The sequence below is a fragment of the Cytobacillus spongiae genome, from assembly GCF_021390075.1.
This window is the reverse complement of record NZ_CP089997.1, coordinates 3,093,625-3,115,553: the sequence shown is the minus strand read 5'-3', so window position 1 is coordinate 3,115,553 and position 21,929 is coordinate 3,093,625. Positions and strand designations below refer to the sequence as shown.

The 21,929-nt window shown below is 39.4% G+C and carries 21 protein-coding genes, 1 tRNA gene, 1 riboswitch and 1 other annotated feature; of the genes, 20 read left to right on the top strand and 2 right to left on the bottom strand.

The window, feature by feature from the left end; genetic code table 11:
* Positions 1-50: 50 nt before the first annotated feature.
* A riboswitch (Lysine riboswitch) is annotated at positions 51-229 on the top strand.
* Between the two features lie 218 nt (positions 230-447).
* Positions 448-1,677: an aspartate kinase gene (locus LS684_RS15765; RefSeq protein ID WP_233807329.1), complete on the top strand. Its 1,230-nt coding sequence runs from the start codon at positions 448-450 to the stop codon at positions 1,675-1,677.
* Between the two features lie 74 nt (positions 1,678-1,751).
* Here the strand turns inward: LS684_RS15765 and LS684_RS15760 are convergent, their stop codons facing one another.
* Positions 1,752-2,210: a YslB family protein gene (locus LS684_RS15760; protein WP_233807328.1), complete on the bottom strand. Its 459-nt coding sequence runs from the start codon at positions 2,208-2,210 to the stop codon at positions 1,752-1,754.
* A gap of 385 nt (positions 2,211-2,595) precedes the next feature.
* Here LS684_RS15760 and LS684_RS15755 point away from each other — a divergent pair, with 385 nt between their 5' ends.
* The 12 genes from LS684_RS15755 (at position 2,596) to LS684_RS15700 (ending at position 11,979) form a co-directional block, all read left to right on the top strand.
* The gene (locus LS684_RS15755; protein ID WP_233807327.1) at positions 2,596-3,204 is read left to right on the top strand and encodes a succinate dehydrogenase cytochrome b558 subunit; all 609 of its coding nucleotides are present in this window, start codon (positions 2,596-2,598) and stop codon (positions 3,202-3,204) included.
* A gap of 124 nt (positions 3,205-3,328) precedes the next feature.
* A complete protein-coding gene (sdhA, locus tag LS684_RS15750; RefSeq protein ID WP_233807326.1) occupies positions 3,329-5,092 on the top strand; it encodes a succinate dehydrogenase flavoprotein subunit in 1,764 nt (587 codons plus the stop codon).
* 3 nt (positions 5,093-5,095) lie between these two features.
* Positions 5,096-5,857 carry a succinate dehydrogenase iron-sulfur subunit gene (sdhB, locus tag LS684_RS15745; protein WP_233807325.1) on the top strand — a complete coding sequence of 254 codons (762 nt, stop codon included), beginning with the start codon at positions 5,096-5,098 and terminating at the stop codon, positions 5,855-5,857.
* Between the two features lie 373 nt (positions 5,858-6,230).
* Positions 6,231-6,701: an acyl-CoA thioesterase gene (locus LS684_RS15740; protein ID WP_233807324.1), complete on the top strand. Its 471-nt coding sequence runs from the start codon at positions 6,231-6,233 to the stop codon at positions 6,699-6,701.
* Positions 6,702-6,839: 138 nt separating this feature from the next.
* Positions 6,840-7,064, top strand: coding sequence for a spore germination transcription factor GerE (gerE, locus tag LS684_RS15735; protein ID WP_233807323.1), 225 nt, complete (start codon positions 6,840-6,842; stop codon positions 7,062-7,064).
* Between the two features lie 212 nt (positions 7,065-7,276).
* Entirely contained in the window at positions 7,277-7,735 is a 459-nt protein-coding gene (locus LS684_RS15730; RefSeq protein ID WP_233807322.1) for a MarR family winged helix-turn-helix transcriptional regulator, read from the top strand.
* A 10-nt stretch (positions 7,736-7,745) separates the two neighbouring features.
* A complete protein-coding gene (gene racE, locus LS684_RS15725) occupies positions 7,746-8,540 on the top strand; it encodes a glutamate racemase (RefSeq protein WP_233807321.1) in 795 nt (264 codons plus the stop codon).
* A 159-nt stretch (positions 8,541-8,699) separates the two neighbouring features.
* Positions 8,700-9,767 carry a GerMN domain-containing protein gene (locus LS684_RS15720; RefSeq protein ID WP_233807320.1) on the top strand — a complete coding sequence of 356 codons (1,068 nt, stop codon included), beginning with the start codon at positions 8,700-8,702 and terminating at the stop codon, positions 9,765-9,767.
* Between the two features lie 112 nt (positions 9,768-9,879).
* Complete coding sequence (rph, locus tag LS684_RS15715; RefSeq protein WP_233807319.1) at positions 9,880-10,626, top strand: ribonuclease PH; 747 nt, start codon at positions 9,880-9,882, stop codon at positions 10,624-10,626.
* Positions 10,627-10,644: 18 nt separating this feature from the next.
* On the top strand, positions 10,645-11,229 hold the full coding sequence (locus tag LS684_RS15710) for an XTP/dITP diphosphatase (RefSeq protein WP_233807318.1): 585 nt from the start codon (positions 10,645-10,647) through the stop codon (positions 11,227-11,229).
* 36 nt (positions 11,230-11,265) lie between these two features.
* Positions 11,266-11,772 (top strand): metallophosphoesterase family protein, encoded by a 507-nt coding sequence (locus LS684_RS15705; protein ID WP_233807317.1) that lies wholly within the window; start codon positions 11,266-11,268, stop codon positions 11,770-11,772.
* Positions 11,773-11,902: 130 nt separating this feature from the next.
* Positions 11,903-11,979: transfer RNA gene (locus LS684_RS15700), tRNA-Arg, on the top strand.
* Positions 11,980-12,263: 284 nt separating this feature from the next.
* Here LS684_RS15700 and LS684_RS15695 read toward each other — a convergent pair.
* On the bottom strand, positions 12,264-12,725 hold the full coding sequence (locus LS684_RS15695) for a hypothetical protein (RefSeq protein WP_233807316.1): 462 nt from the start codon (positions 12,723-12,725) through the stop codon (positions 12,264-12,266).
* Positions 12,726-13,065: 340 nt separating this feature from the next.
* On the opposite strand from LS684_RS15695, the gene ilvE reads away from it, so the two are divergent.
* From ilvE to leuC, 7 genes are all read left to right on the top strand, one after another.
* Entirely contained in the window at positions 13,066-13,971 is a 906-nt protein-coding gene (gene ilvE / locus LS684_RS15690; protein WP_233807315.1) for a branched-chain-amino-acid transaminase, read from the top strand.
* 8 nt (positions 13,972-13,979) lie between these two features.
* Positions 13,980-14,233, top strand: a binding site (T-box leader).
* 188 nt (positions 14,234-14,421) lie between these two features.
* Positions 14,422-16,158, top strand: a complete 1,737-nt coding sequence (gene ilvB / locus LS684_RS15685; RefSeq protein WP_233807314.1) for an acetolactate synthase large subunit — start codon at positions 14,422-14,424, stop codon at positions 16,156-16,158.
* Complete coding sequence (ilvN, locus tag LS684_RS15680) at positions 16,137-16,655, top strand: acetolactate synthase small subunit (protein WP_233807313.1); 519 nt, start codon at positions 16,137-16,139, stop codon at positions 16,653-16,655. The genes ilvB and ilvN overlap by 22 nt, the downstream gene beginning before the upstream one ends.
* An 86-nt stretch (positions 16,656-16,741) precedes the next feature.
* Positions 16,742-17,764 carry a ketol-acid reductoisomerase gene (gene ilvC, locus LS684_RS15675; protein ID WP_233807312.1) on the top strand — a complete coding sequence of 341 codons (1,023 nt, stop codon included), beginning with the start codon at positions 16,742-16,744 and terminating at the stop codon, positions 17,762-17,764.
* Positions 17,751-19,289: a 2-isopropylmalate synthase gene (locus LS684_RS15670; protein ID WP_233807310.1), complete on the top strand. Its 1,539-nt coding sequence runs from the start codon at positions 17,751-17,753 to the stop codon at positions 19,287-19,289. The genes ilvC and LS684_RS15670 overlap by 14 nt, the downstream gene beginning before the upstream one ends.
* Positions 19,290-19,320: 31 nt before the next feature.
* Positions 19,321-20,433, top strand: coding sequence for a 3-isopropylmalate dehydrogenase (gene leuB, locus LS684_RS15665; protein ID WP_233807308.1), 1,113 nt, complete (start codon positions 19,321-19,323; stop codon positions 20,431-20,433).
* A 75-nt stretch (positions 20,434-20,508) separates the two neighbouring features.
* Positions 20,509-21,924 carry a 3-isopropylmalate dehydratase large subunit gene (gene leuC / locus LS684_RS15660; RefSeq protein WP_233807306.1) on the top strand — a complete coding sequence of 472 codons (1,416 nt, stop codon included), beginning with the start codon at positions 20,509-20,511 and terminating at the stop codon, positions 21,922-21,924.
* Positions 21,925-21,929: the final 5 nt, after the last annotated feature.

The following is a 21,929-nucleotide window of genomic DNA, read 5'->3' as shown; positions in this document are numbered from 1 at the left end:
TGTGCTATAATTGGTTCAACTTTTAAATGAATATCACTTTAGAGTGTTAAAGTGAAGGTAGAGGTGCAAGCTTCAAAAGTAGAAGTATCGAGAACAATGAGGTTCGAAGACATACTTTGAAAGGGGAGATTGCCGAAGTGAAAGAAGACTCATTATCTTCTTTTGCTGGTTCTGCATTGAATAAATGTAGAATTGTCAAGACTGACCGTCTTGGAGAGCTATCTCACTGTTTTACGTATCCGTACCTATTTTACGTAATGACAGTTAAGCAATGAGATAGCAGTTGGATCTCATTGCTTTTTTTTATGACTCAAATAGGAAGATAGCTTACCTGATAATGGGTAAGCTTTGATTTGAGTCACTTATTAGAGATACATATGGCGGTCAAATTAACCAAGAGATTGATGTATTTGAGATTCAAAGCAATTGAAAAAGGTGGGGAAAACAATGGGGTTAATTGTACAAAAGTTTGGCGGTACATCTGTTGGGAGTGTAGAAAGAATCTTACATGTGGCAGATCGAGTGATTGAAGAGAAGAACAATGGAAATGGTGTAGTGGTTGTCGTTTCAGCTATGGGGAAAACAACTGATGAACTTGTAGCGTTAGCGAAAGAGATGTCAGCACAACCGAGTAAGCGGGAAATGGATATGCTACTAACAACAGGTGAACAAGTAACGATTTCATTATTATCGATGGCATTGATTGAAAAAGGGTATGAGGCCATTTCATTCACAGGGTGGCAAGCAGGAATTCAAACGGAATCTATTCATGGGAATGCACGTATTTTAAACATAGAGACAGATCGTATTCAGCAACAGCTAAATGAAGGAAGAATCGTTGTAGTTGCAGGCTTTCAAGGGAGTACAGAAGAAGGAGCTATTTCTACATTAGGAAGAGGTGGTTCAGATACTACTGCTGTTGCACTAGCTGCGGCATTAAAAGCAGACAAATGTGATATTTATACAGATGTCACAGGTGTCTATACAACAGATCCACGTTATGTAAAAGAAGCTCGAAAGTTATTATCTGTTTCATATGATGAAATGCTAGAGCTCGCTAATTTAGGAGCGGGGGTATTACATCCACGAGCAGTAGAATTTGCCAAAAATTATCAAGTCCCGTTAGAAGTACGATCAAGTATACAGAGAGAAGAAGGAACTAGGATTGAGGAGGAAGTGTCAATGGAACAAAATTTAGTCGTTCGTGGGGTAGCATTTGAAAATGAGATTACGAGAGTGTCGGTACTTGGGCTCCCAAATTCTTTAACAGGGCTGTCTACGATTTTTACAACATTAGCGAAGAATCATATTAATGTGGATATCATCATTCAGAGTATGACTCAAGAGCATACAACGAATGTTTCTTTTTCAATTAAAAGTGGAGATTTAACCGATACGATGAAAGTTTTAGAAGATAATAAACAATTGTTAAATTATCAAGGGGTTGAAGCAGAAAGTGGATTGGCGAAGGTGTCCATTGTTGGGTCAGGGATGATTTCAAATCCAGGTGTGGCCGCAGAAATGTTTGATGTGCTGGCAAAAAATCAAATCCAAGTCAAAATGGTCAGTACATCTGAAATTAAAGTATCAACAGTGGTTGAAGAAGCAAAGATGGTTCAAGCGGTGGAGACACTTCATGAGGCGTTTGAATTAGCAGGGACTACGATAAAGCTCTAAACAATTCAAAAATAAATAATCAAAAGCTTTCTAAAGGAAAAAGTTCTTTAAGAAAGCTTTTGATTGATTGAGGCTTATTTGTCTGTAGTTACATCCTTTTTATCCCATTTGATCGTAAACATAATTTTGCCACCGCGTTTTCGAGGGTGTTCATACGCTTCAGAGATGACCCCATTCATTTGCTCCATTTGTTGTGCTAAAAATCCAGCTTCAAGCTGAAAACTACATTCGTTATTTGTTTTAAGTCTCTCTGTAATAATCCGACTGGTTAATTCAAGATCAAGCTCATTTTTCGCTTCCTTTTTGATAACAAGCGTACCCCATCCAGCTGATTGGAAGAAGGAGAAGATTTCTTCCATTGATTGAAGTGGGTATTTTCGAGCTATTCTTTTGCCAGCCCAATATAAAATTTCTGAAGTTTCTTTCCCTAATAGTTCTGGAATTAGAACCTCACGAAGTAATTCATATCCGAAAACAGGTACATGATGGGATTCATCTGTTATCGTTTGTTTCTCTGTTGAAATATCACTCAATTGTCTCCCCTCTTTCTATGATTCTATTATATACAATTTAAGCAAAAATTAATCCTCGTTTCGTTAAATAACATACATAATATCTCTTTGTAAAAAATGTTATTTTGATATATTTGTATGAATGGAAGTAAGAGGACATTGTACAAAGATGATATTCCGAAAAACAAATGACAATATATTTTAAAAATTTTTTCTATATAGTAGATTTTATGTATACGTTTTCTTGACGCTCTTATGTGTTGGGAGTAAAATGAACATGTCACATAATTGTAAGAAAATGATATAACATTTTCTAACTTATTTAATTGGTTAATCCATCCTTTTATAGGATTTCATCTTATTAGGATTAGCTAAAGTTGCTTTCATTATTTAGGGGGGGAAATTCATGGCAAGTAATCGAGAGTTTTTTAATCGCAGATTGCATTCGTTGCTAGGGGTAATACCGGTTGGGTTGTTCCTTGTGCAGCACCTTGTAGTGAATCATTTTGCTACAGGAGGAGAAGAGTCTTTCAACAAAGCTGCTCATTTTATGGAGAGCTTACCATTTAGGTATGTTTTGGAAACTTTAATAATCTTTTTACCGTTATTATTTCATGCTATTTATGGACTTTATATTGCTTTTACAGCAAAAAACAACACAAGCAAATTCAGTTTCTTCCGTAACTGGATGTTCATGCTACAACGTTTTTCTGGTGTTGTCACGTTAATCTTCGTAACATGGCATGTGTGGGAAACACGTATAGCGGCGGCATTTGGAGCAGATGTAAACTATCAAATGATGGAGAATATTCTGTCTACCCCATTTATGTTTTGGTTCTACATCATTGGAGTAGTATCAACCGTTTTCCACTTTGCAAATGGCTTATGGTCATTCTGCGTAAGCTGGGGGATTACAGTTACTCCAAGGTCTCAAGTTATTTCTTCTTACGTAACAATGGGAATTTTCGTAGCACTTTCAATCGTAGGTATTCGCGCTATTTTAGCATTCGTCTAATAGTCTGCTAAATTATAATAGAAATATGAATATATTTAGAGCGGAACATGTAACAGAGCGTATCTCTATAAAATATTAGTTTTTAAGTTCGGATTATGATAATGGATTACGGGAGTGAGTCACGATGAGTAAAGGGAAAGTTATCGTAGTCGGCGGTGGTTTAGCTGGCTTAATGGCAACAATTAAAGTTGCAGAATCAGGTACTCCAGTAGAATTATTCTCTCTAGTACCAGTCAAGCGTTCTCACTCTGTTTGTGCCCAAGGTGGTATTAATGGAGCGGTAAATACAAAAGGAGAAGGGGACTCTCCGTGGGAACACTTTGATGATACGGTTTATGGTGGAGACTTTTTAGCTAATCAACCACCTGTTGAAGCAATGACAGCAGCTGCACCAGGAATTATTCATTTATTAGACCGCATGGGAGTTATGTTTAACCGAACTCCTGAAGGATTATTAGATTTCCGCCGCTTTGGTGGAACGCAGCATCACCGTACGGCATTTGCTGGAGCGACAACTGGTCAACAGTTACTATATGCGCTAGATGAGCAAGTGCGTCGTCATGAGGTTTCTGGATTAGTTACAAAATATGAGGGCTGGGAATTCCTTGGTTCTGTAATTGATGATGATGGTGTTTGTCGTGGAGTTGTTGCACAAAACCTAACATCGATGGAAATTAAATCGTTCGCGGCTGATGCTGTAATATTAGCAACTGGTGGCCCAGGAATTATTTTCGGCAAGTCAACAAACTCAGTTATTAATACGGGTTCAGCAGCTTCTATTGTATATCAGCAAGGGGCTTATTATTCAAATGGAGAATTTATTCAAATTCATCCAACTGCAATTCCAGGGGATGACAAGCTTCGTCTGATGAGTGAATCTGCTCGTGGTGAAGGTGGACGTGTATGGACATACAAAGACGGTAAACCTTGGTATTTCTTAGAAGAAAAATACCCAGCATATGGAAATCTCGTTCCGCGTGATATTGCAACACGTGAAATCTTTGATGTATGTGTAAATCAGAAGCTAGGAATTAATGGCGAGAACATGGTTTACTTAGATCTATCTCATAAAGATCCTAAGGAGCTTGATATCAAGCTTGGTGGAATTATTGAAATCTATGAAAAGTTCATGGGCGATGATCCACGCAAGGTACCAATGAAAATCTTCCCAGCTGTTCACTACTCAATGGGTGGTCTGTGGGTAGACTACGATCAAATGACAAATATCCCTGGATTATTTGCAGCAGGTGAGTGTGATTACTCCCAGCATGGTGCAAACCGATTAGGAGCAAACTCTTTACTGTCTGCTATCTATGGTGGAATGGTTGCTGGACCAAAAGCAATTGAATACATCTCTGGACTTGAGAAGAGTGCAGATGCCATTTCTTCTTCTGTATTTGAACGGTTTGTTAAACAGGAAGAGGAAAAATGGAATCAAATCATGTCAATGAATGGAACGGAAAATGCATACGTTCTTCATAAAGAGCTAGGGGAATGGATGACAGATAATGTGACGGTTGTTCGTTACAATGACAAGCTTTTAAAAACAGACGAGAAAATCCAAGAGCTATTACAACGCTATGACAACATTAATATTAACGATACGGCTAAATGGAGCAACCAAGGAGCAATCTTTACTCGTCAGCTTCAAAACATGCTTCAATTGGCACGTGTTATTACACTAGGTGCATACAATCGAAATGAAAGTCGTGGGGCACATTACAAGCCAGAATTCCCAGATCGTAATGATGAGGAGTTCTTAAAAACAACAATGGCTAAGTTTGTTGATGCGAAATCAGCACCAGCTTTCCATTATGAAGAAGTGGATACGTCGTTGATTGAACCGCGTAAGCGTGATTATACGAAGAAGAAAAAGGGGGAGAAATAAGACATGTCTGAAAATAGAACTGTTAGTTTTATCATAACTAGACAAGATAGTCCTGAATCAGCCCCTTATCAGGAAGAATTTAAATTAGCCTATCGACCGAATATGAACGTAATCTCCGCTCTTATGGAAATTCGTCGTAATCCAGTGAATTCCCAAGGGAAAGACACAACTCCAATTACTTGGGATATGAATTGTCTTGAGGAAGTATGCGGTGCTTGTTCTATGGTTATCAATGGAAAGCCTCGCCAATCATGTACAGCATTAGTCGATCAGCTAGAACAACCAATACGATTAGAGCCGATGCGTACATTCCCAATTGTACGTGACTTGCAGGTTGATAGAAGCCGCATGTTCGACTCGTTGAAGAAAGTAAAGGCTTGGATTCCGATTGACGGAACATATGACCTTGGACCTGGACCACGTATGCCAGAGAAAAAACGTCAATGGGCATATGAATTATCTAAGTGTATGACTTGCGGAGTTTGTTTAGAAGCATGTCCGAATGTGAACAGCAAATCAAACTTCATAGGACCAGCTCCTCTATCACAAGTGCGTCTATTCAATGCTCATCCAACAGGTGAAATGAACAAAGGTGAGCGTTTAGAAACATTGATGGGTGATGGTGGTCTTGCAAACTGTGGAAACTCACAGAACTGTGTTCAATCTTGTCCAAAAGGGATTCCTTTAACAACATCAATCGCAGCCCTAAACCGTGACACTACATTCCAAGCATTTAAAAACTTCTTTGGAAGTGACCAAATTTAATTATTTGATCTAATAAAGCGTAGTGATTCTTCATCTCACGTTCATTATAGAACTGTCGACTCATCATTCATGGGTCGGCAGTTTTTGATTTAGCATAAGATACCTCTTAATTTTGTCCTTCGAAATGATTGTCCGATCTATTTCTACGAATAAGAGACTATCTCTAGCAAATAATCGATAGTTTAGAAATAGGTTAGTATCGTCTGAAACTATTGTGGAATAAAAGTAAAGCAATGACTGAGGGAAGTAGTTTCATCACAGAAACGAAAAACAAATCTATTTTCAAATAATTTTAAAAACTTTATAATGTAACTAAGGTGAAACTGAATTGTCATTCATTTTGGAGGAGAAAAATTTTTTAGGAGGCAATAAAATGAGTCGTATTAGCTATATTGATAATCTTTCTGAATGGAAAGAAGGGTTTGAGTTTTTCTTTCCAGTAAAGGTTCGATTTTCTGAGACAGATATGTTTGGACATTTAAACAATACGGTTCCGTTTACATATTATGAAGAAGCAAGAACCGAATTTTTCAAAAGTAAGGGGTTTATGCAAGAATGGGTTAAACCAGATTTCGAAGCGATTCCAGTTGTAGCTGATTTGCAATGTGACTATTTAAAGCAAGTATTCTATGATGAACGAATTAACATCCATGTGAAGGTGAACCATATTGGTACGTCTTCAGTTGATCTTCATTATATGGGTAGAAAAGAAGATGGCACCATTTGCTTTGTCGGAAGGGGTACGATTGTTCAAATTTCAAGAGTTTCTGGAAAATCAGTTCCATGGACAGAAGAGATGAAGAATATGCTTGTTAACAAAGACAAGGTTAAAGTGAAGGGCTGAAGCATATTTTGAAAATAACCATTCTCTAACAGGCAATATTAGTCACTTCATTCCTTCGTTTTACATATGATATGGTGACTAAATATATACCCATCCCACGGTTCATATAGCTGGCGAAGGCAAGGAGGGTTACAATACTTGAAAGAGAATGAATTCAAACACAAACCTTTACTAACGAAAAGAGAAAGAGAAGTGTTCGAGCTGTTAGTTCAAGATAAAACAACGAAAGAAATCGCTAGTGAATTATTTATAAGCGAAAAAACGGTTCGGAACCATATTTCGAATGCGATGCAAAAGCTTGGCGTTAAGGGGCGTTCTCAAGCTGTTGTAGAGCTCCTAAGAATGGGAGAACTAGAACTTTAAACTAAGACCGGCTATCTTCCTCGGGATAGCCGGTTTGTACATAGGAAGAGGAAAAACGAATCCAATAGAAACCCGTCTAAACGCTTAAAGTTTTTGTTTCATCATAGTTCTGTCTTGATATTTACCCGTAAAAAGTAGACAATAAGAACACAAGAAATAGACGAATATGTCGAATCTAGCTAAAACCAAGATTCTTATGGGAGATGTTGATAATGACGACAGATCATCTTAATATAAATCATGACTTAGATATTGTGGCAGAAATAGAGAAGGACTTACGTTATATTTCAGGAATTATCAAACAAAAAGGCCGAGAAATTTTAAGTAATTATACCATTACTCCTCCACAATTTGTTGCATTGCAATGGCTTTTTGAAGAAGGCGATATGACAATTGGAGACCTTTCAAATAAAATGTATCTAGCATGTAGTACAACAACGGATCTTGTGGATCGAATGGAGAAGAATAAGCTAGTTGAGCGTGTGAAGGACCCGAATGATCGACGTGTCGTTCGAATCCATCTATTAGAAGAAGGCACGCGAATTATCGAAGAAGTAATTGAAAAGCGACAGGCTTATCTACAGGAAGTACTAAAGAATTTTTCTACTGATGAAGTTCGACTTCTGCAAGTGAATTTTAAAAAGCTGCATCAAGATATGCGTGAAGAATGAGGCGAGAAGTTTGGAACAACCGATCGGTGTAATTGATTCGGGAGTTGGTGGTCTCACAGTAGCTAAGGAAATCATGCGCCAGCTTCCAAATGAACAAGTCGTTTACCTAGGAGACACAGCACGTTGCCCATATGGTCCCCGTACTGGAACTGAGGTTAAGAAATTTACTTGGCAATTAACTAGGTTTCTATTAAAAAAAAATATTAAAATGCTTGTCATTGCTTGTAATACTGCAACTGCTGTTGCGTTAGATGAAATTAGAAATGAGCTACCGATCCCTGTTATCGGTGTGATTTATCCAGGTGCACGTTCAGCAATAAAGGTGACCAAGAATCATAAGATAGGCGTCATTGGTACAGAGGGAACTGTGAAAAGCAAAGCATACGAAAAGGCGTTAAAAGAAATAAACAACCTAATTGATGTGGAAAGCCTTGCATGTCCTAAATTCGTCCCGCTAGTTGAAAGCAATGAATATGTTGGTCCTGTCGCAAAAAAAATCGTTGCTGAAACGTTAAAATCAATCAAGAATCGAGGACTAGACACATTAATTTTAGGGTGTACCCACTATCCACTGCTAGAACCATTAATCAAAAATGTAATGGGTGAATCCGTAACTGTTATTAGTTCTGGGGAAGAAACAGCAAGAGAGGTTAGTACAATTCTCTTCTATAATCGGCTTTTAAATAAAAGTGAAAAAAAGCCTGTTCATGAATACTATACAACAGGGTCTGTCCCGATTTTTAAAAAAATTGCATCTCAATGGCTGGAAGGGCCTATTGATCATATAATGAAAATCAAATTATAAAAGTCTCTGAAGTGTGAATTCGAGGCTTTTTTATTTTGGCCATCATAAGGTCTTTCATCGAATACTCAAACGTACAAGGGAAATTTCCTCTAAACTCGGTCTATTTTAAAAAATAGCTCGTATACATAGTAGTACAAACTGTCTTTGGAGGGATTTTATATGTCTGTTAATAAAAAAACAACTATTGTTTCAGCTGTTCTAGTTTCGTCTGTATTGCTCTCAGGCTGCGGGTTGTTTGGAGGAGAAAGCAAAGAGAAAGTGGACCCACCACAGGAAGTGTCTTATACGGATGGTGGTAATGCTGAAGGAACAAATGGAGTAGAATCGAGCGAAGCAGGTCAGGAAGAAGCAGTAGCGAATTCAATTATGACAGAGCTCTATTTAGTTGATAAAAATGGATATGTTGTTCCTCAAACCTTATCCTTACCGAAAACATCCTCTGTTGCTAAGCAAGCACTAGAATATCTAGTTGCAAATGGTCCAGTTTCAGAAATGCTCCCTAATGGGTTCAAAGGAGTTCTACCTGCCGACACACAAATGAGTGTGAATATTCAAGACCAAGTAGCAACAGTTGACTTTTCTAAAGAATTTGCCAATTATCAGCCAGAAGATGAGTTGAAAATAGTAGAATCAATCACTTGGACACTAACCCAATTCGATTCAGTAGAAAAGGTCAAATTGCAAGTCAATGGAAAAGAATTAACGAAAATGCCGGTTAATGGAACGCCTATCGCAAATGGGCTTACGAGAGCGAATGGCATCAATATAGATACAAAGGATGCTGTTGATATTACAAATACAAAAGCAGTTACCGTGTACTATCTTGCAGGTGAAGATGGTTCATACTACTATGTTCCAGTAACACGACGCGTAGCGAATGAACAAGATAATAATATCGTCGCTGTTGTCAATGAGCTCGTTAAAGGACCTAACTATGCTTCTAATCTATTGACAGACTTTTTACCAGATGTACAGCTTCTCGATGAGCCTAAAGTAGAGAATGGAAAAGTAACCCTTAATTTCAATGAAGCGATCTTTGGAAGTATGGAAGAGAAGATGGTTTCCCAGCATCTATTAGATTCCCTTGTTCTCTCTCTAACAGAACAGCAAGGAATTGAAAGTATTGCAATTACAGTAAATGGAGAAGGGGAAATTGTGAACGAGAAAGGAGAAAAACTGGCTGAGCCGGTAACACGTCCCGAAAAAGTAAACACAGGTAGTTTTTAATAAATCCTTTTTTGATATACTATATATTGTACATGTTGAAGAGGTTGGCAAATACTGCCGCCTCTTATTTGTTGCAAAATAGATGTTTATTGGAACTTAAGGAGGAAGTAAAATGCGCTTTGACGGACGAAATCATGATGAGTTAAGACCGATACAGATTGAAACGGATTATTTAAAGCATCCAGAAGGCTCTGTGTTAATCACAGTTGGAGATACAAAGGTTATTTGTACAGCAAGTATTGATGAACGAGTCCCCCCATTTATGAGAGGTGAAGGGAAAGGATGGATCACGGCAGAATACTCGATGCTACCTCGCGCAACGGATCAAAGAAATATCAGAGAATCTGCAAAAGGGAAGATCGCAGGAAGAACGATGGAAATTCAGCGCCTGATTGGCCGATCTCTTCGAGCGGTTGTAGACCTTGAAGCATTAGGGGAAAGAACGATTTGGTTAGATTGTGATGTAATCCAAGCGGATGGGGGAACAAGAACAGCTTCCATTACCGGTGCATTTGTAGCGATGGCCCAAGCACTACATAAACTACATAGTACAAAGAAATTAAAAAAATACCCAATCACTGACTTCCTAGCTGCTACGAGCGTAGGAATTATCGCTGATAAGCAAGTTGTTTTAGACTTAAACTATGAGGAAGACTCAAAGGCAGAGGTAGATATGAATGTCGTTATGACAGGAAATGGTGAGTTTGTCGAGCTCCAAGGTACAGGTGAAGAAGCCACATTCTCCTTTGACGAGCTACAGCTATTAGTAAAAGCGGCCCAAAGCGGTATTGGGCAAATTTTTGAACTACAGCAGGAGGCATTAGGTGAAGAAATTTCACAAAAAATTAAAGGGATTTAAAAAGGGGAATAGACAAACATGAAAGAAATGATCATTGCTACAAAAAACAAAGGGAAAGCAAAAGAGTTTGTTCGGATATTTGAACCGATGGGTTTTCAAGTGAAAACGTTAGCTGATTTTCCAGAGCTAGAAGATGTAGAGGAAACCGGAACAAGCTTTGAGGAAAATGCCACACTAAAAGCAGAAACGATCTCGAAACAGCTTGGGAAAATGGTGATCGCAGATGATTCGGGCTTAGTTGTTGATGCTTTAGATGGAGAACCAGGCATTTATTCTGCTCGCTATGCCGGTGAAGTAAAGAATGATGAAGCGAATATGGACAAGCTTTTGGATAAGATGAAAGGAATGGATCATCGCTCTGCTCGCTTTTATTGTGCGTTAGCTGTTGCTTCTCCAGCCTTTCATACATTTACTGTTCATGGCACCTGTGAAGGTTCAATCTTGCATGAGAGAAGAGGAACAAACGGATTTGGCTATGACCCTATTTTCTTTGTAGAGGCGATAGGAAAAGCAATGGCAGAGTTAATGCCTGATGAAAAGAATCAACTTAGTCATCGTGCGAAAGCAATCAAAAAGCTAGAGGATCAAATTTCAGCACTATAGTGAGAGGAATGAACACAAGTGAGGAAAATCTTGATAGTGAGTGACAGTCACGGTTCTAAGGCCGAGCTTCAAAAATTAGTAGAGAAGCATGGAGATGAAGTGGATCTCATGATCCATTGCGGAGATTCTGAACTCTCAATTGACGATCCAATCATAGAAAAATTTCAAACGGTAAGAGGAAATTGCGACGTGGATCGACGGTTTCCAGAGGAGTTAGTTACAAGTGTTGAAGGCTACCGAGTATATGCGACACATGGACATCTCTATTCAGTGAAAACATCGTTGATGAGTTTGAAATATCGAGGGGTAGAGAAGCAGGCAAACATTGTTTGTTTTGGTCATTCCCATGTACTCGGAATGGAGCTAATTGATGGGATGCTGTTCGTAAACCCTGGAAGCATCAGGCTACCGAGAAGGCGAGTTGAGAGAACATACGTCATCCTTGAAATACACTCTGGTAAAGTAACCGCCAAAGTGTACGACGATGATCAAGGTGAGCTCTCTGAATTAGAAAGTTCTTTTTTACTTTCAAAATCACTGTGAACATAATATAATCTTAGGAGAGAGTGACTCTCTCCTAAGAAGATAAAAAACTTTATAAAAAGTGTTGACTTTATATTACTAGGGTAATATAATAAATATTGTCGTTGAGACAACAAATAATAAAAATTAAGTCCCAGTAGCTCAGCAGGATAGAGCAACGGCCTTCTAAGCCGTCGGTCGGGAGTTCGAATCTCTCCTGGGACGCCATTTAATCTACATACCAATAAATTCTTACTCACCATTTTGATGGTGAGTTTTTTTCTGTTTGTGTGAAAATCGAGCGAACGCTCATTTTTTAAGCGTTCGCTCACACATGGGCAGTATTCGCTCGCTTTTCTTGATTTTCGCTCGGAATCTACAAAGATTCGCTCCAATTCGACAGGGTTTCGCTCAAACAGTAGCAGGTTTCGCTCATAATTAGGGATTAGAGCAAAAATTATATCCATAGAGAGCTTGACATACTTACTTTATATCAAAAAGAGTCTATGTGCTTAATTCACCTTCAATACAAATGTATAAGACACGCTTCCATTTTCCCATTCTGCCTTGACTTCATAAAGATATGAACCATTATCCGGTGGTGAGATCATATGATTCGAGCTTACTTCAACTTCATTCCCTCTACCATTTTCATTCCAAATATATATTCTAATGCTAGGGTCTTTTTCTATTTGAATTTGGATTTTTTCCTGCGCATGGACAGTAATCGGGGTTATTTGTTCAGCCATTTGCAAAGGAGAGGCGTGATCTGTTGTAATGCTTTCAGTCTCAAGGCCCTTTTTTCTTTCCCAGCTATAGCCACCTGCTTCAAGTGGGAATTCTTCACCACTGGCTAGAATGACTCCTTTTCTTGTCGGCGGGAACTCCTCTTCTGTAGATGAAATAATCTGATTTGAACACCCTGCAAATAAAATGAGAGTCAAGAATATTAACAAAAATTTATGAGATGACATTCCATCCCTCCTCTTATATTTTGACGAGAAGCCTAATCTAATGTTACATCTGTTTTCAGTCATTTCAAAAAAATTTTCAAACTGAAAGAACGTGAATGTATCAACAATGTAAGCGTATCCAAATTAACAGACTTATCTAAATTGTCAAATAATTCATAAAAAGGGTGTTGACGAAGGGAGAAAATCGGCGTAAGATAGTCAACAAATAAACAAACTATGAAACAAAATCTAACATAACATCAACGAATAAACTCACATACAGCAAGGGATTTCATGTTTTTTTTTACTATTAATTTCATTAGTTTAAAGCGTCTTATGACTAAAGTGAGAGGTGGATCAAGTGTCTAACCAAGTTATTTTCTTAAATGGCGAATATGTATCAAAGGAAGATGCCAAAATCTCTGTCTATGATCACGGTTTTCTATACGGTGATGGAATCTTTGAAGGTATTCGTGTATATAGTGGAAATGTTTTTCGAATGAAAGAGCATATGGATCGTCTGTATCGTTCGGCAAAATCAATTATGCTTCAGATACCTTATGAACAAGAAGAGTTCACGAGGCTAGTCGTTGAAACGGTCGAAAAGAATCAATTAGAAGATGCTTATATTCGAGTAGTAGTATCGAGAGGAGTCGGAGATCTTGGGCTCGATCCGTTTAAATGTAAGCACGCAAATGTAGTAATTATTGTAGAACCTTTAGCGATATTCCCAAAGGAATTATATGAAAAAGGTCTAGAGATTGTGACGGTTGCCACTCGAAGGAACCGGCCAGACGTATTAAGTCCAAAGGTGAAATCCTTAAACTATCTAAACAATGTTCTCGTTCGAATAGAAGCACATCTAGCAAATGTAAGTGAAGCCCTTATGTTAAATGATCAAGGGTATGTGGCAGAAGGTTCAGCGGATAATGTATTTATCTTAAAGAATAATTGCTTTTATACACCACCTGGGTATGTTGGGGCATTGGAAGGGATTACTCGAAATGCCGTCATGGAAATTGCAGAGGAGTTAGGGTACGAAGTAAAAGAAGAGCCTTTTACTAGACATGATGTGTATACAGCAGATGAAGTGTTTCTAACAGGGACAGCTGCTGAAGTCATTGCGGTTATCAAAGTGGATGGGCGTTCAATCGGGGATGGATATCCTGGAGATCATACGAAGAAATTATTGGAAGAGTTTCGCAAAAAAGTAGTTAGTGATGGGGTAAAGGTTTTTTCAAAGCAACTGGCACCACATGTTAGCTAACTTCATAACTAAAAGCGCAGATGAGGATAAGTAGTTTTATGAACAAGAATCCACAGAGAGCCGGGATGCTGGGAACCGGTGATTCAACCATAAAATGAACTCACCTCGGAGCATTGATTTGAAAGCATCGCAAGTAGAATCAATCGGGTGCCCGCACCCGTTATCAAAAAGAATAGCGATCAGCTGTTCGAAAGTGCACGCAATCTTGCGTGAATAAGGGTGGTACCGTGGAGAGGAGTTCCAATGCCTTTTCATCCCTTCAGCCTATGGAGTAGTAGGTGTATGAGGGATGGGGAGGTTTTTTTAATGGCATAAAAGTAAATCGTAGTTAGGTTATTCGTTGTTAAATGGTTAATCGGCTCTAAGAAATAACGATTCTTCATATCTGGTATATTGCAGCTAAAACAGGAGTAGAGCCAAAAATTTATGATTTTGAGGAGGTAACACATAATGTTGCAAGAGGCTGCCTTTACAAATATAAAGGCTAAACGGCAAACGTTAAGTGGTGCAGAATTGTTATTGAGAGCCTTGGAAATGGAAAAAGTAGAAGTGATTTTTGGCTACCCTGGTGGAGCAGTATTACCACTATATGACAAGTTATATGATTCGAAAATTTTACATGTACTTCCTCGCCACGAACAAGGAGGGATACATGCAGCAGAGGGGTACGCAAGGATTACGGGAAGACCGGGTGTTGTGATTGCTACATCAGGACCCGGAGCAACCAACATTGTTACGGGGCTCACTGATGCCATGATGGATTCACTTCCATTAATCGTTTTTACTGGTCAGGTACCATCTGGAGTCATAGGAACAGATGCATTTCAAGAAGCAGATATTCTTGGAATTACCACACCGATTACAAAATATAACTATCAGGTTCGAAACATCAAGGACATTCCAAGAATTGTTAAAGAAGCCTTTTATATTGCTACAAGTGGTAGGCCAGGGCCTGTACTAATCGATATACCCAAAGACATCGCTACATTAGAAGGGGATATTCCAGAGGAACAAGATATTGACCTTCCTGGCTATCAACCAACGACAGAACCCAATTATATTCAAATTCGGAAATTAACAGAGGCAGTTAGTAGCTCGAAGCGCCCGGTTATTCTAGCCGGCGCAGGTGTTCTCCATTCGAAAGCTGCGAGACAACTAAAGGATTATGTGGAACAGCAGAAAATTCCTGTCATTCATACACTTTTAGGCTTAGGAGGGTTCCCAGCTGATCATCCACTCTATATGGGGATGGCAGGGATGCATGGATGTTACGGGGCGAATATGGGCTTATATGAATGTGATTTGCTGATCAATATCGGGGCGCGCTTCGATGACCGATTAACAGGAAATTTGGAGTGTTTTGCTCCACATGCTAAGGTTGCGCATATTGATATCGATCCAGCAGAAATAGGGAAAAATGTGAACACCCATATCCCAATAGTAGCCGACGCGAAGGCGGCGCTTCTGCAATTAATTAAACAAGATGGGAAACAGCCTCAGCATAATGAATGGTTAGATAAGATTCAACAATGGAAAGGAGATTATCCATTTTCTTACGAATCATCTGCTAGTTCATTAAAGCCACAGCGAGTGATGGAAATGCTGTATGAAAAAACAAAGGGCGAAGCAATTGTCGTCACAGATGTTGGTCAGCATCAAATGTGGGCGGCACAATATTATCCATTTAAATATGCTGATCGATGGGTGACATCAGGTGGGCTAGGAACAATGGGCTTTGGTTTACCGGCAAGCATTGGCGCACAGTTGGCTGACCGTAGTGCATGTGTGTTAGCGGTACTTGGCGATGGCGGTTTTCAAATGTCCACACAAGAACTTGCGGTTATCAAAGAGTTAAACTTGCCGATCAAAATCATTATCTTTAACAACCTTGCACTTGGAATGGTAAGGCAATGGCAGGAGATTTTCTATGAATCACGCTTTTCTCACAGCAAAATGACTGTTCAACCGTCTTTTGTAAAGTTAGCTGAAGCATATGGAATCAAAGCCTATCAGATACAAAATGAAGAAGAAGGAGAGCGTATCCTACAAGAAACACTATCTAGTCAAGAGCCTGTGTTACTTGATTTTCGAGTAGACCCAGATGAAAACGTCTATCCGATGGTAGCGCCTGGGAAAGGAGTTCATGAAATGGTGGGGGTGATAAAATGCAGCGAATCATCACATTAACCGTATTGAATCGTCCAGGGGTACTCAACCGAATTACGAATCTATTTTCAAAAAGAAACTACAATATCGAGAGTATATCGGTTGGGCTTACTGAGGTAGAGGGCGTGTCAAGGATGACCTGTGTGGTTCAAGTAGATAACGAACGGGTCATTGAACAAATTACAAAACAACTAAATAAACAAATTGATGTCTTAAAAGTAATGGATATTACCGATCAATCAATGGTGGCAAGAGAACTTGCACTTGTTAAGGTACTATCGACCCCACAGACTCGGAACGAAATCAATGCACTTATTGAGCCATTCCGAGCTTCTGTAATTGATGTTAGCAAAGATAGTCTCGTAATTCAAATAACTGGTGAATCACAAAAGGTTGAAGCGTTTATCGATCTGCTAAAACCTTATGGCATTAAGGAGATAGCACGAACAGGAACAACCGCCTTTCAAAGAGGAAGTCAACGAGCCTCGCATCAACAGAAATCTTATTCAATCATCTAATTGTTTAGTAGAGAGAAGGGTCCAGCCTGTTGATCAAGCACTTTAAATCCAAGATAAAATCTAAGTATAGAAAGGGAGATTAGAAGATGGCGACAATGTACTATAACGGAGATGCAAATGAAGGGTATTTAAAAGGAAAAAAGGTAGCGGTAATTGGATATGGCTCACAAGGTCATGCGCATGCTCAAAATCTAAGAGACAGCGGAGTAGAAGTGGTTATTGGTCTTCGAAAAGGTAGGTCATGGGATAAGGCAGTGGCTGATGGTTTTTCTGTTCAGCCAGTTGGGGAAGCTACTGCACAGAGCGATGTAGTCATGGTGTTATTACCTGATGAGCAACAGCCGAAAGTATACGATGAAGAAATTTCACCTAATCTATCAGGGCAGGCATTGATGTTTGCTCATGGGTTTAATATTCACTTCCATCAAATTGTTCCCCCTTCTTCAAGCGACGTATTATTAGTCGCTCCAAAAGGACCGGGTCATCTTGTTAGAAGGACATATGAGGAAGGGGCTGGTGTTCCTGCATTATTCGCCGTGCATCAGGATGTAACAGGAGAAGCGAGAGAACTAGCATTAGCTTATGCAAAAGGAATTGGCTCTTTGAGAGCAGGAGCACTGGAAACCTCCTTTAAAGAAGAGACAGAAACGGATCTGTTTGGGGAGCAAGCTGTACTTTGCGGAGGGTTAACATCTCTTGTAAAAGCTGGATTTGAGACGCTAGTCGAGGCCGGATATCAGCCAGAACTTGCTTACTTTGAATGTCTACATGAATTAAAGCTGATTGTCGACTTAATGTACGAAGGTGGATTAGAAGGGATGCGATATTCTATCTCTGATACTGCCCAATGGGGAGACTTTGTCAGCGGACCTCGAGTGGTAAATGAGAATGTAAAGGAAGAGATGAAAGCAGTCCTTAAGGATATTCAAGCAGGACAATTTGCAAAAGGTTGGATTCTAGAAAATCAGGCAAATCGACCAGTCTTTAATGCAATTTATCAAAGAGAAAAAGAGCATCAGATTGAACAAGTGGGAAGAGAGCTTAGGAAGATGATGCCATTTGTTCAAAATGGGAAAAAGAAAGAAGTGGTCACTAGTGCAAAAAATTAAGATATTTGATACCACGCTAAGAGATGGGGAGCAATCAGCCGGTGTCAATCTTAATTTTTCAGAAAAGTTAGAAATCGCAAGACAGCTGGATCGCCTACAAGTTGATATTATTGAAGCTGGTTTTCCAGCAGCATCAAAAGGGGATTTTTCTTCAGTTCAGCACATTGCGAATTCGATAAAAAACTGTTCCGTTACGGGCTTGTCCCGATCGGTCATATCTGATATTGATTCAGCTTGGGAAGCGCTTAAAGGAGGAATTGAGCCTAGATTACATTTGTTCATTGCTACTTCTCCTATTCATCGGAAATATAAGCTGAAGCAATCAAAGGAGCAGGTAATCGAAACAGCGGTAAATTCGGTGAAATATGCGGCAAGTAAATTTCCGATTATACAGTGGTCCGCCGAAGATGCCTGCCGAACAGAACTCCCTTATTTAGCTGAGATTGTAGAAGAAGTGATTCAAGCCGGTGCTTCCGTAATCAATATCCCTGATACGGTTGGATATATTACACCAAAAGAATACGGTGAAATTTTTCAATATTTAAATAATCATGTTCCTTCAATTAATAAAGTATCTCTTTCTGCCCATTGTCATGATGATCTTGGTTTAGCCATCAGCAATTCATTAGTTGCTATAGAAAACGGAGCTACCCAAGTGGAAGGGACTATTAACGGAATTGGTGAACGAGCAGGAAATGCTGCATTAGAGGAATTAGCAGTAGCATTGCATATTCGTCAAGACTATTATCATGCTTATACATCACTACAATTAAATGAGATTAGCCGAACAAGCAGCTTAGTTAGCAAGCTAACAGGGATGGTTGTACCAGCAAACAAAGCCATTGTAGGTCGTAATGCATTTGCACATGAATCAGGAATTCATCAAGATGGTGTGTTGAAAGAAAAATCAACGTATGAAATCATTTCACCAGAATTAGTTGGTTTTCATTCGAATTCTATGGTTCTTGGAAAGCACTCAGGAAGACATGCATTTAAAAATCGTTTAAGTGAACTTGGTCTATCCATTGACGATAAAGAAATTCAATCGCTATTTTCCGTATTTAAAGACCTTGCCGATCGCAAAAAGGAAATGACGGATGAAGACCTAGTAGCGATTGTCTTGGAAGAACAAATGTCAAAAGAAACAAGATTCTATGAGTTGATTCACCTTCAAGTTCAATATGGTACGAATCAAGTTCCGACAGCTACTGTCACTCTGTCAGGAAGTCAAAACGAAGTAATACAGGAAGCAAGTACAGGTGGAGGAAGTATTGAAGCTTTATATAATACTTTAGAAAAATGTGTGAATGGGGAAGTCAATCTTCTCGACTACCGCATTCAATCTGTCGGAGCAGGCAGAGATGCATTAGCACAAGTGTACGTGAAATTAAAGTATTGTGAAGTTGAAACAAGTGGGCGTGGCCTTGCTCAAGACGTACTAGAAGCTTCAGCTAGAGCCTATTTAAATGCAATTAATCGCGAGATATACATGAGGAAATTGACGAAACAACCAGTCAAAGGATAACTACAAATATCAGGATAAGGGAGGAATTGGAATGAGGAAGCAAATTGCTGTACTTCCAGGAGATGGGATCGGTCAAGAGGTTGTCAAGGGGGCAGTCGAGATTCTGCGAGCAATTGGTGAACGATTTGACCATCAATTTCGGTTTACTTATGGGGAAATTGGAGGCATTGCACTTGATTCAACGGGAACTCCTTTACCTGACGATACTATTGAACTTTGTAAAGCTAGTGATGCAGTTTTGTTAGGGGCTGTAGGTGGACCCAAATGGGATCATAACCCTCCGCACCTTCGACCTGAACAAGGGTTATTAAAGATTCGTAAAGAGTTAGGTTTGTACGCAAATTTAAGACCAACCAGCTATTACGCTAGTCTAGCTGATTCTTCACCTTTAAGGAGAGATGTGATTGAAGAGGTAGACATGGTGATTGTAAGAGAATTAACAGGCGGCTTGTATTTTGGAAAGCCTAGTGAGCGAACCTACTCAAATGGTGAGGAAGCTGCTGTAGATACATTATATTATGAACGAGCAGAAATGAAGCGTGTAATCCAACAAGCCTTTGAATTAGCTCAAAAAAGGAGACAGAAAGTGACATCTGTTGATAAAGCAAACGTGTTAGAATCGAGCCGAATGTGGAGGGAAGTTGCAGAAGACGTTGCGAAGAACTTTCCTAATGTAACCCTTGAACATATGTTGGTTGACAATGCAGCAATGCAGCTTATTAAAAACCCTAAGCAATTTGATGTCGTTGTGACAGAAAATATGTTTGGCGATATTTTAAGCGATGAAGCTTCTGTTCTAACAGGTTCACTTGGAATGCTGCCTTCTGCTAGCTTGTCAGAACAAGGTCCCTATTTATTTGAACCAATCCATGGTTCAGCGCCAGATATTAAAGGATTAAATCTTGCCAACCCGATTGCGATGATTCTTTCCGCAGCTATGATGCTTCGTATATCGTTTGGGATGACAGAAGAAGCAGATGCAGTAGAATGTGCTGTCCAGCAAGTATTAGAAAATGGCTATCGTACGAAGGATATTTATTCATTTGGCAAAAATGCTGTCACAACAGATGAGATGGTAGAAGCTATTAAAGCAGAGATTCTAGATAATGGAACGATTCTTCATATTATGGGAGCTTATGCTTAATAAATATTACAGAGGGGGATGACGAATCAAATGTCTCCCCTTTTCACTTCTAGCATGATTATAGGGGGGAGTATCATGGGGAAAACCATAGTAGATAAGATTTGGGAAAAACACGTCGTCTTTCGTGAGGAAGGAAAACCAGACCTTCTCTATATCGATCTTCACTTAGTACATGAGGTAACTTCACCACAAGCCTTTTCGGGATTACGTATGAAGGGAAGAAGGGTGAGAAGACCTGAACGGACTTTTGCGACAATGGATCACAATGTTCCTACACAAAACCGAGAAGTAATTAAAGATAAAGTGGCTTTAATCCAAATGACGACTTTAGAGAAAAATTGTCAGGAGTTTGAGATTAGGTTAGCTGATATGGAGAGTCCCGATCAGGGAATTGTTCACGTAGTGGGGCCTGAGCTTGGTTTAACTCAACCAGGAATGACGATTGTTTGTGGAGACAGTCATACGTCTACACATGGGGCATTTGGCGCATTAGCTTTTGGTATTGGAACAAGTGAGGTGGAGCATGTATTAGCTACGCAAACACTTTGGCAATCGAAACCCAAAACACTAAAACTAGAAATTAATGGTCAGCTTTCAAGAGGGGTAACAGCAAAGGATGTAATTCTCTATATTCTAGCAACCTACGGTATAGACTTTGGAACAGGCTATGTAATCGAATATTGTGGTGAAGCAATTAGGAATATGACGATGGAGGAGCGAATGACAATTTGCAATATGTCCATTGAAGGAGGAGCACGTGCAGGCCTTGTTAGTCCAGATGAAGTCACTTTTGAATATATCTATGGAAGAAAATATGCTCCAGAAGGAGATGAGTTTACTAAGGAGAAAGAAAGGTGGTCAGACCTTAGCTCTGACGCTGATGCTGTCTACGATCGGGAGATTTATATTGATGCGGCTACAATTGCACCAATGGTAAGCTGGGGGACAAACCCTTCAATGACAAGCAGCGTGACAGGTTCTTTACCATACCTCTTTGACATTAAAGAATCCTCAAAGAGAATCTCTCAAGAAAGAGCTTACCACTATATGGGGTTAAAAGAAGGCCAGAGTATTCAAGATATATCAATACAGCACGTCTTCATTGGGTCATGTACGAATTCCCGACTAGAGGACCTGCGAAGTGCCGCTCAAATGATTAAAGGAAAGAAAGTGCATCCTAATGTGAGAGCATTAGTGGTTCCTGGTTCACAACGGGTGAAAAGGGCTGCAGAGGAAGAGGGATTGGATGAGGTATTCATCAAGGCGGGATTTGAATGGAGAGAGTCAGGGTGTAGTATGTGCTTAAGTATGAATGATGATCGAGTTCCGAAGGGAGAGCACTGCGCTTCTACATCCAATCGGAATTTTGAAGGAAGACAAGGTGCAGGAGCTAGAACACATCTCGTAAGCCCTACCATGGCAGCTGCAGCTGCATTATACGGAAGATTCGTAGATGTGAGAGAAATGGTAGAGAGAGAATTAGTTCACTAAGAGGA

What these genes read in the sequence shown, in the direction of transcription:
- ilvB (WP_233807314.1), top strand. Translation starts at nt 14,422, where the DNA reads ATGTTGCAAGAGGCTGCCTTTACAAATATAAAGGCTAAACGGCAAACG.
- leuC (WP_233807306.1), top strand. Translation starts at nt 20,509, where the DNA reads ATGGGGAAAACCATAGTAGATAAGATTTGGGAAAAACACGTCGTCTTT.
- LS684_RS15765 (WP_233807329.1), top strand. Translation starts at nt 448, where the DNA reads ATGGGGTTAATTGTACAAAAGTTTGGCGGTACATCTGTTGGGAGTGTA.
- leuB (WP_233807308.1), top strand. Translation starts at nt 19,321, where the DNA reads ATGAGGAAGCAAATTGCTGTACTTCCAGGAGATGGGATCGGTCAAGAG.
- LS684_RS15755 (WP_233807327.1), top strand. Translation starts at nt 2,596, where the DNA reads ATGGCAAGTAATCGAGAGTTTTTTAATCGCAGATTGCATTCGTTGCTA.
- LS684_RS15710 (WP_233807318.1), top strand. Translation starts at nt 10,645, where the DNA reads ATGAAAGAAATGATCATTGCTACAAAAAACAAAGGGAAAGCAAAAGAG.
- rph (WP_233807319.1), top strand. Translation starts at nt 9,880, where the DNA reads ATGCGCTTTGACGGACGAAATCATGATGAGTTAAGACCGATACAGATT.
- LS684_RS15695 (WP_233807316.1), bottom strand. Translation starts at nt 12,725, where the DNA reads ATGTCATCTCATAAATTTTTGTTAATATTCTTGACTCTCATTTTATTT.
- ilvC (WP_233807312.1), top strand. Translation starts at nt 16,742, where the DNA reads ATGGCGACAATGTACTATAACGGAGATGCAAATGAAGGGTATTTAAAA.
- ilvN (WP_233807313.1), top strand. Translation starts at nt 16,137, where the DNA reads ATGCAGCGAATCATCACATTAACCGTATTGAATCGTCCAGGGGTACTC.
- LS684_RS15720 (WP_233807320.1), top strand. Translation starts at nt 8,700, where the DNA reads ATGTCTGTTAATAAAAAAACAACTATTGTTTCAGCTGTTCTAGTTTCG.
- sdhA (WP_233807326.1), top strand. Translation starts at nt 3,329, where the DNA reads ATGAGTAAAGGGAAAGTTATCGTAGTCGGCGGTGGTTTAGCTGGCTTA.
- LS684_RS15740 (WP_233807324.1), top strand. Translation starts at nt 6,231, where the DNA reads ATGAGTCGTATTAGCTATATTGATAATCTTTCTGAATGGAAAGAAGGG.
- LS684_RS15730 (WP_233807322.1), top strand. Translation starts at nt 7,277, where the DNA reads ATGACGACAGATCATCTTAATATAAATCATGACTTAGATATTGTGGCA.
- sdhB (WP_233807325.1), top strand. Translation starts at nt 5,096, where the DNA reads ATGTCTGAAAATAGAACTGTTAGTTTTATCATAACTAGACAAGATAGT.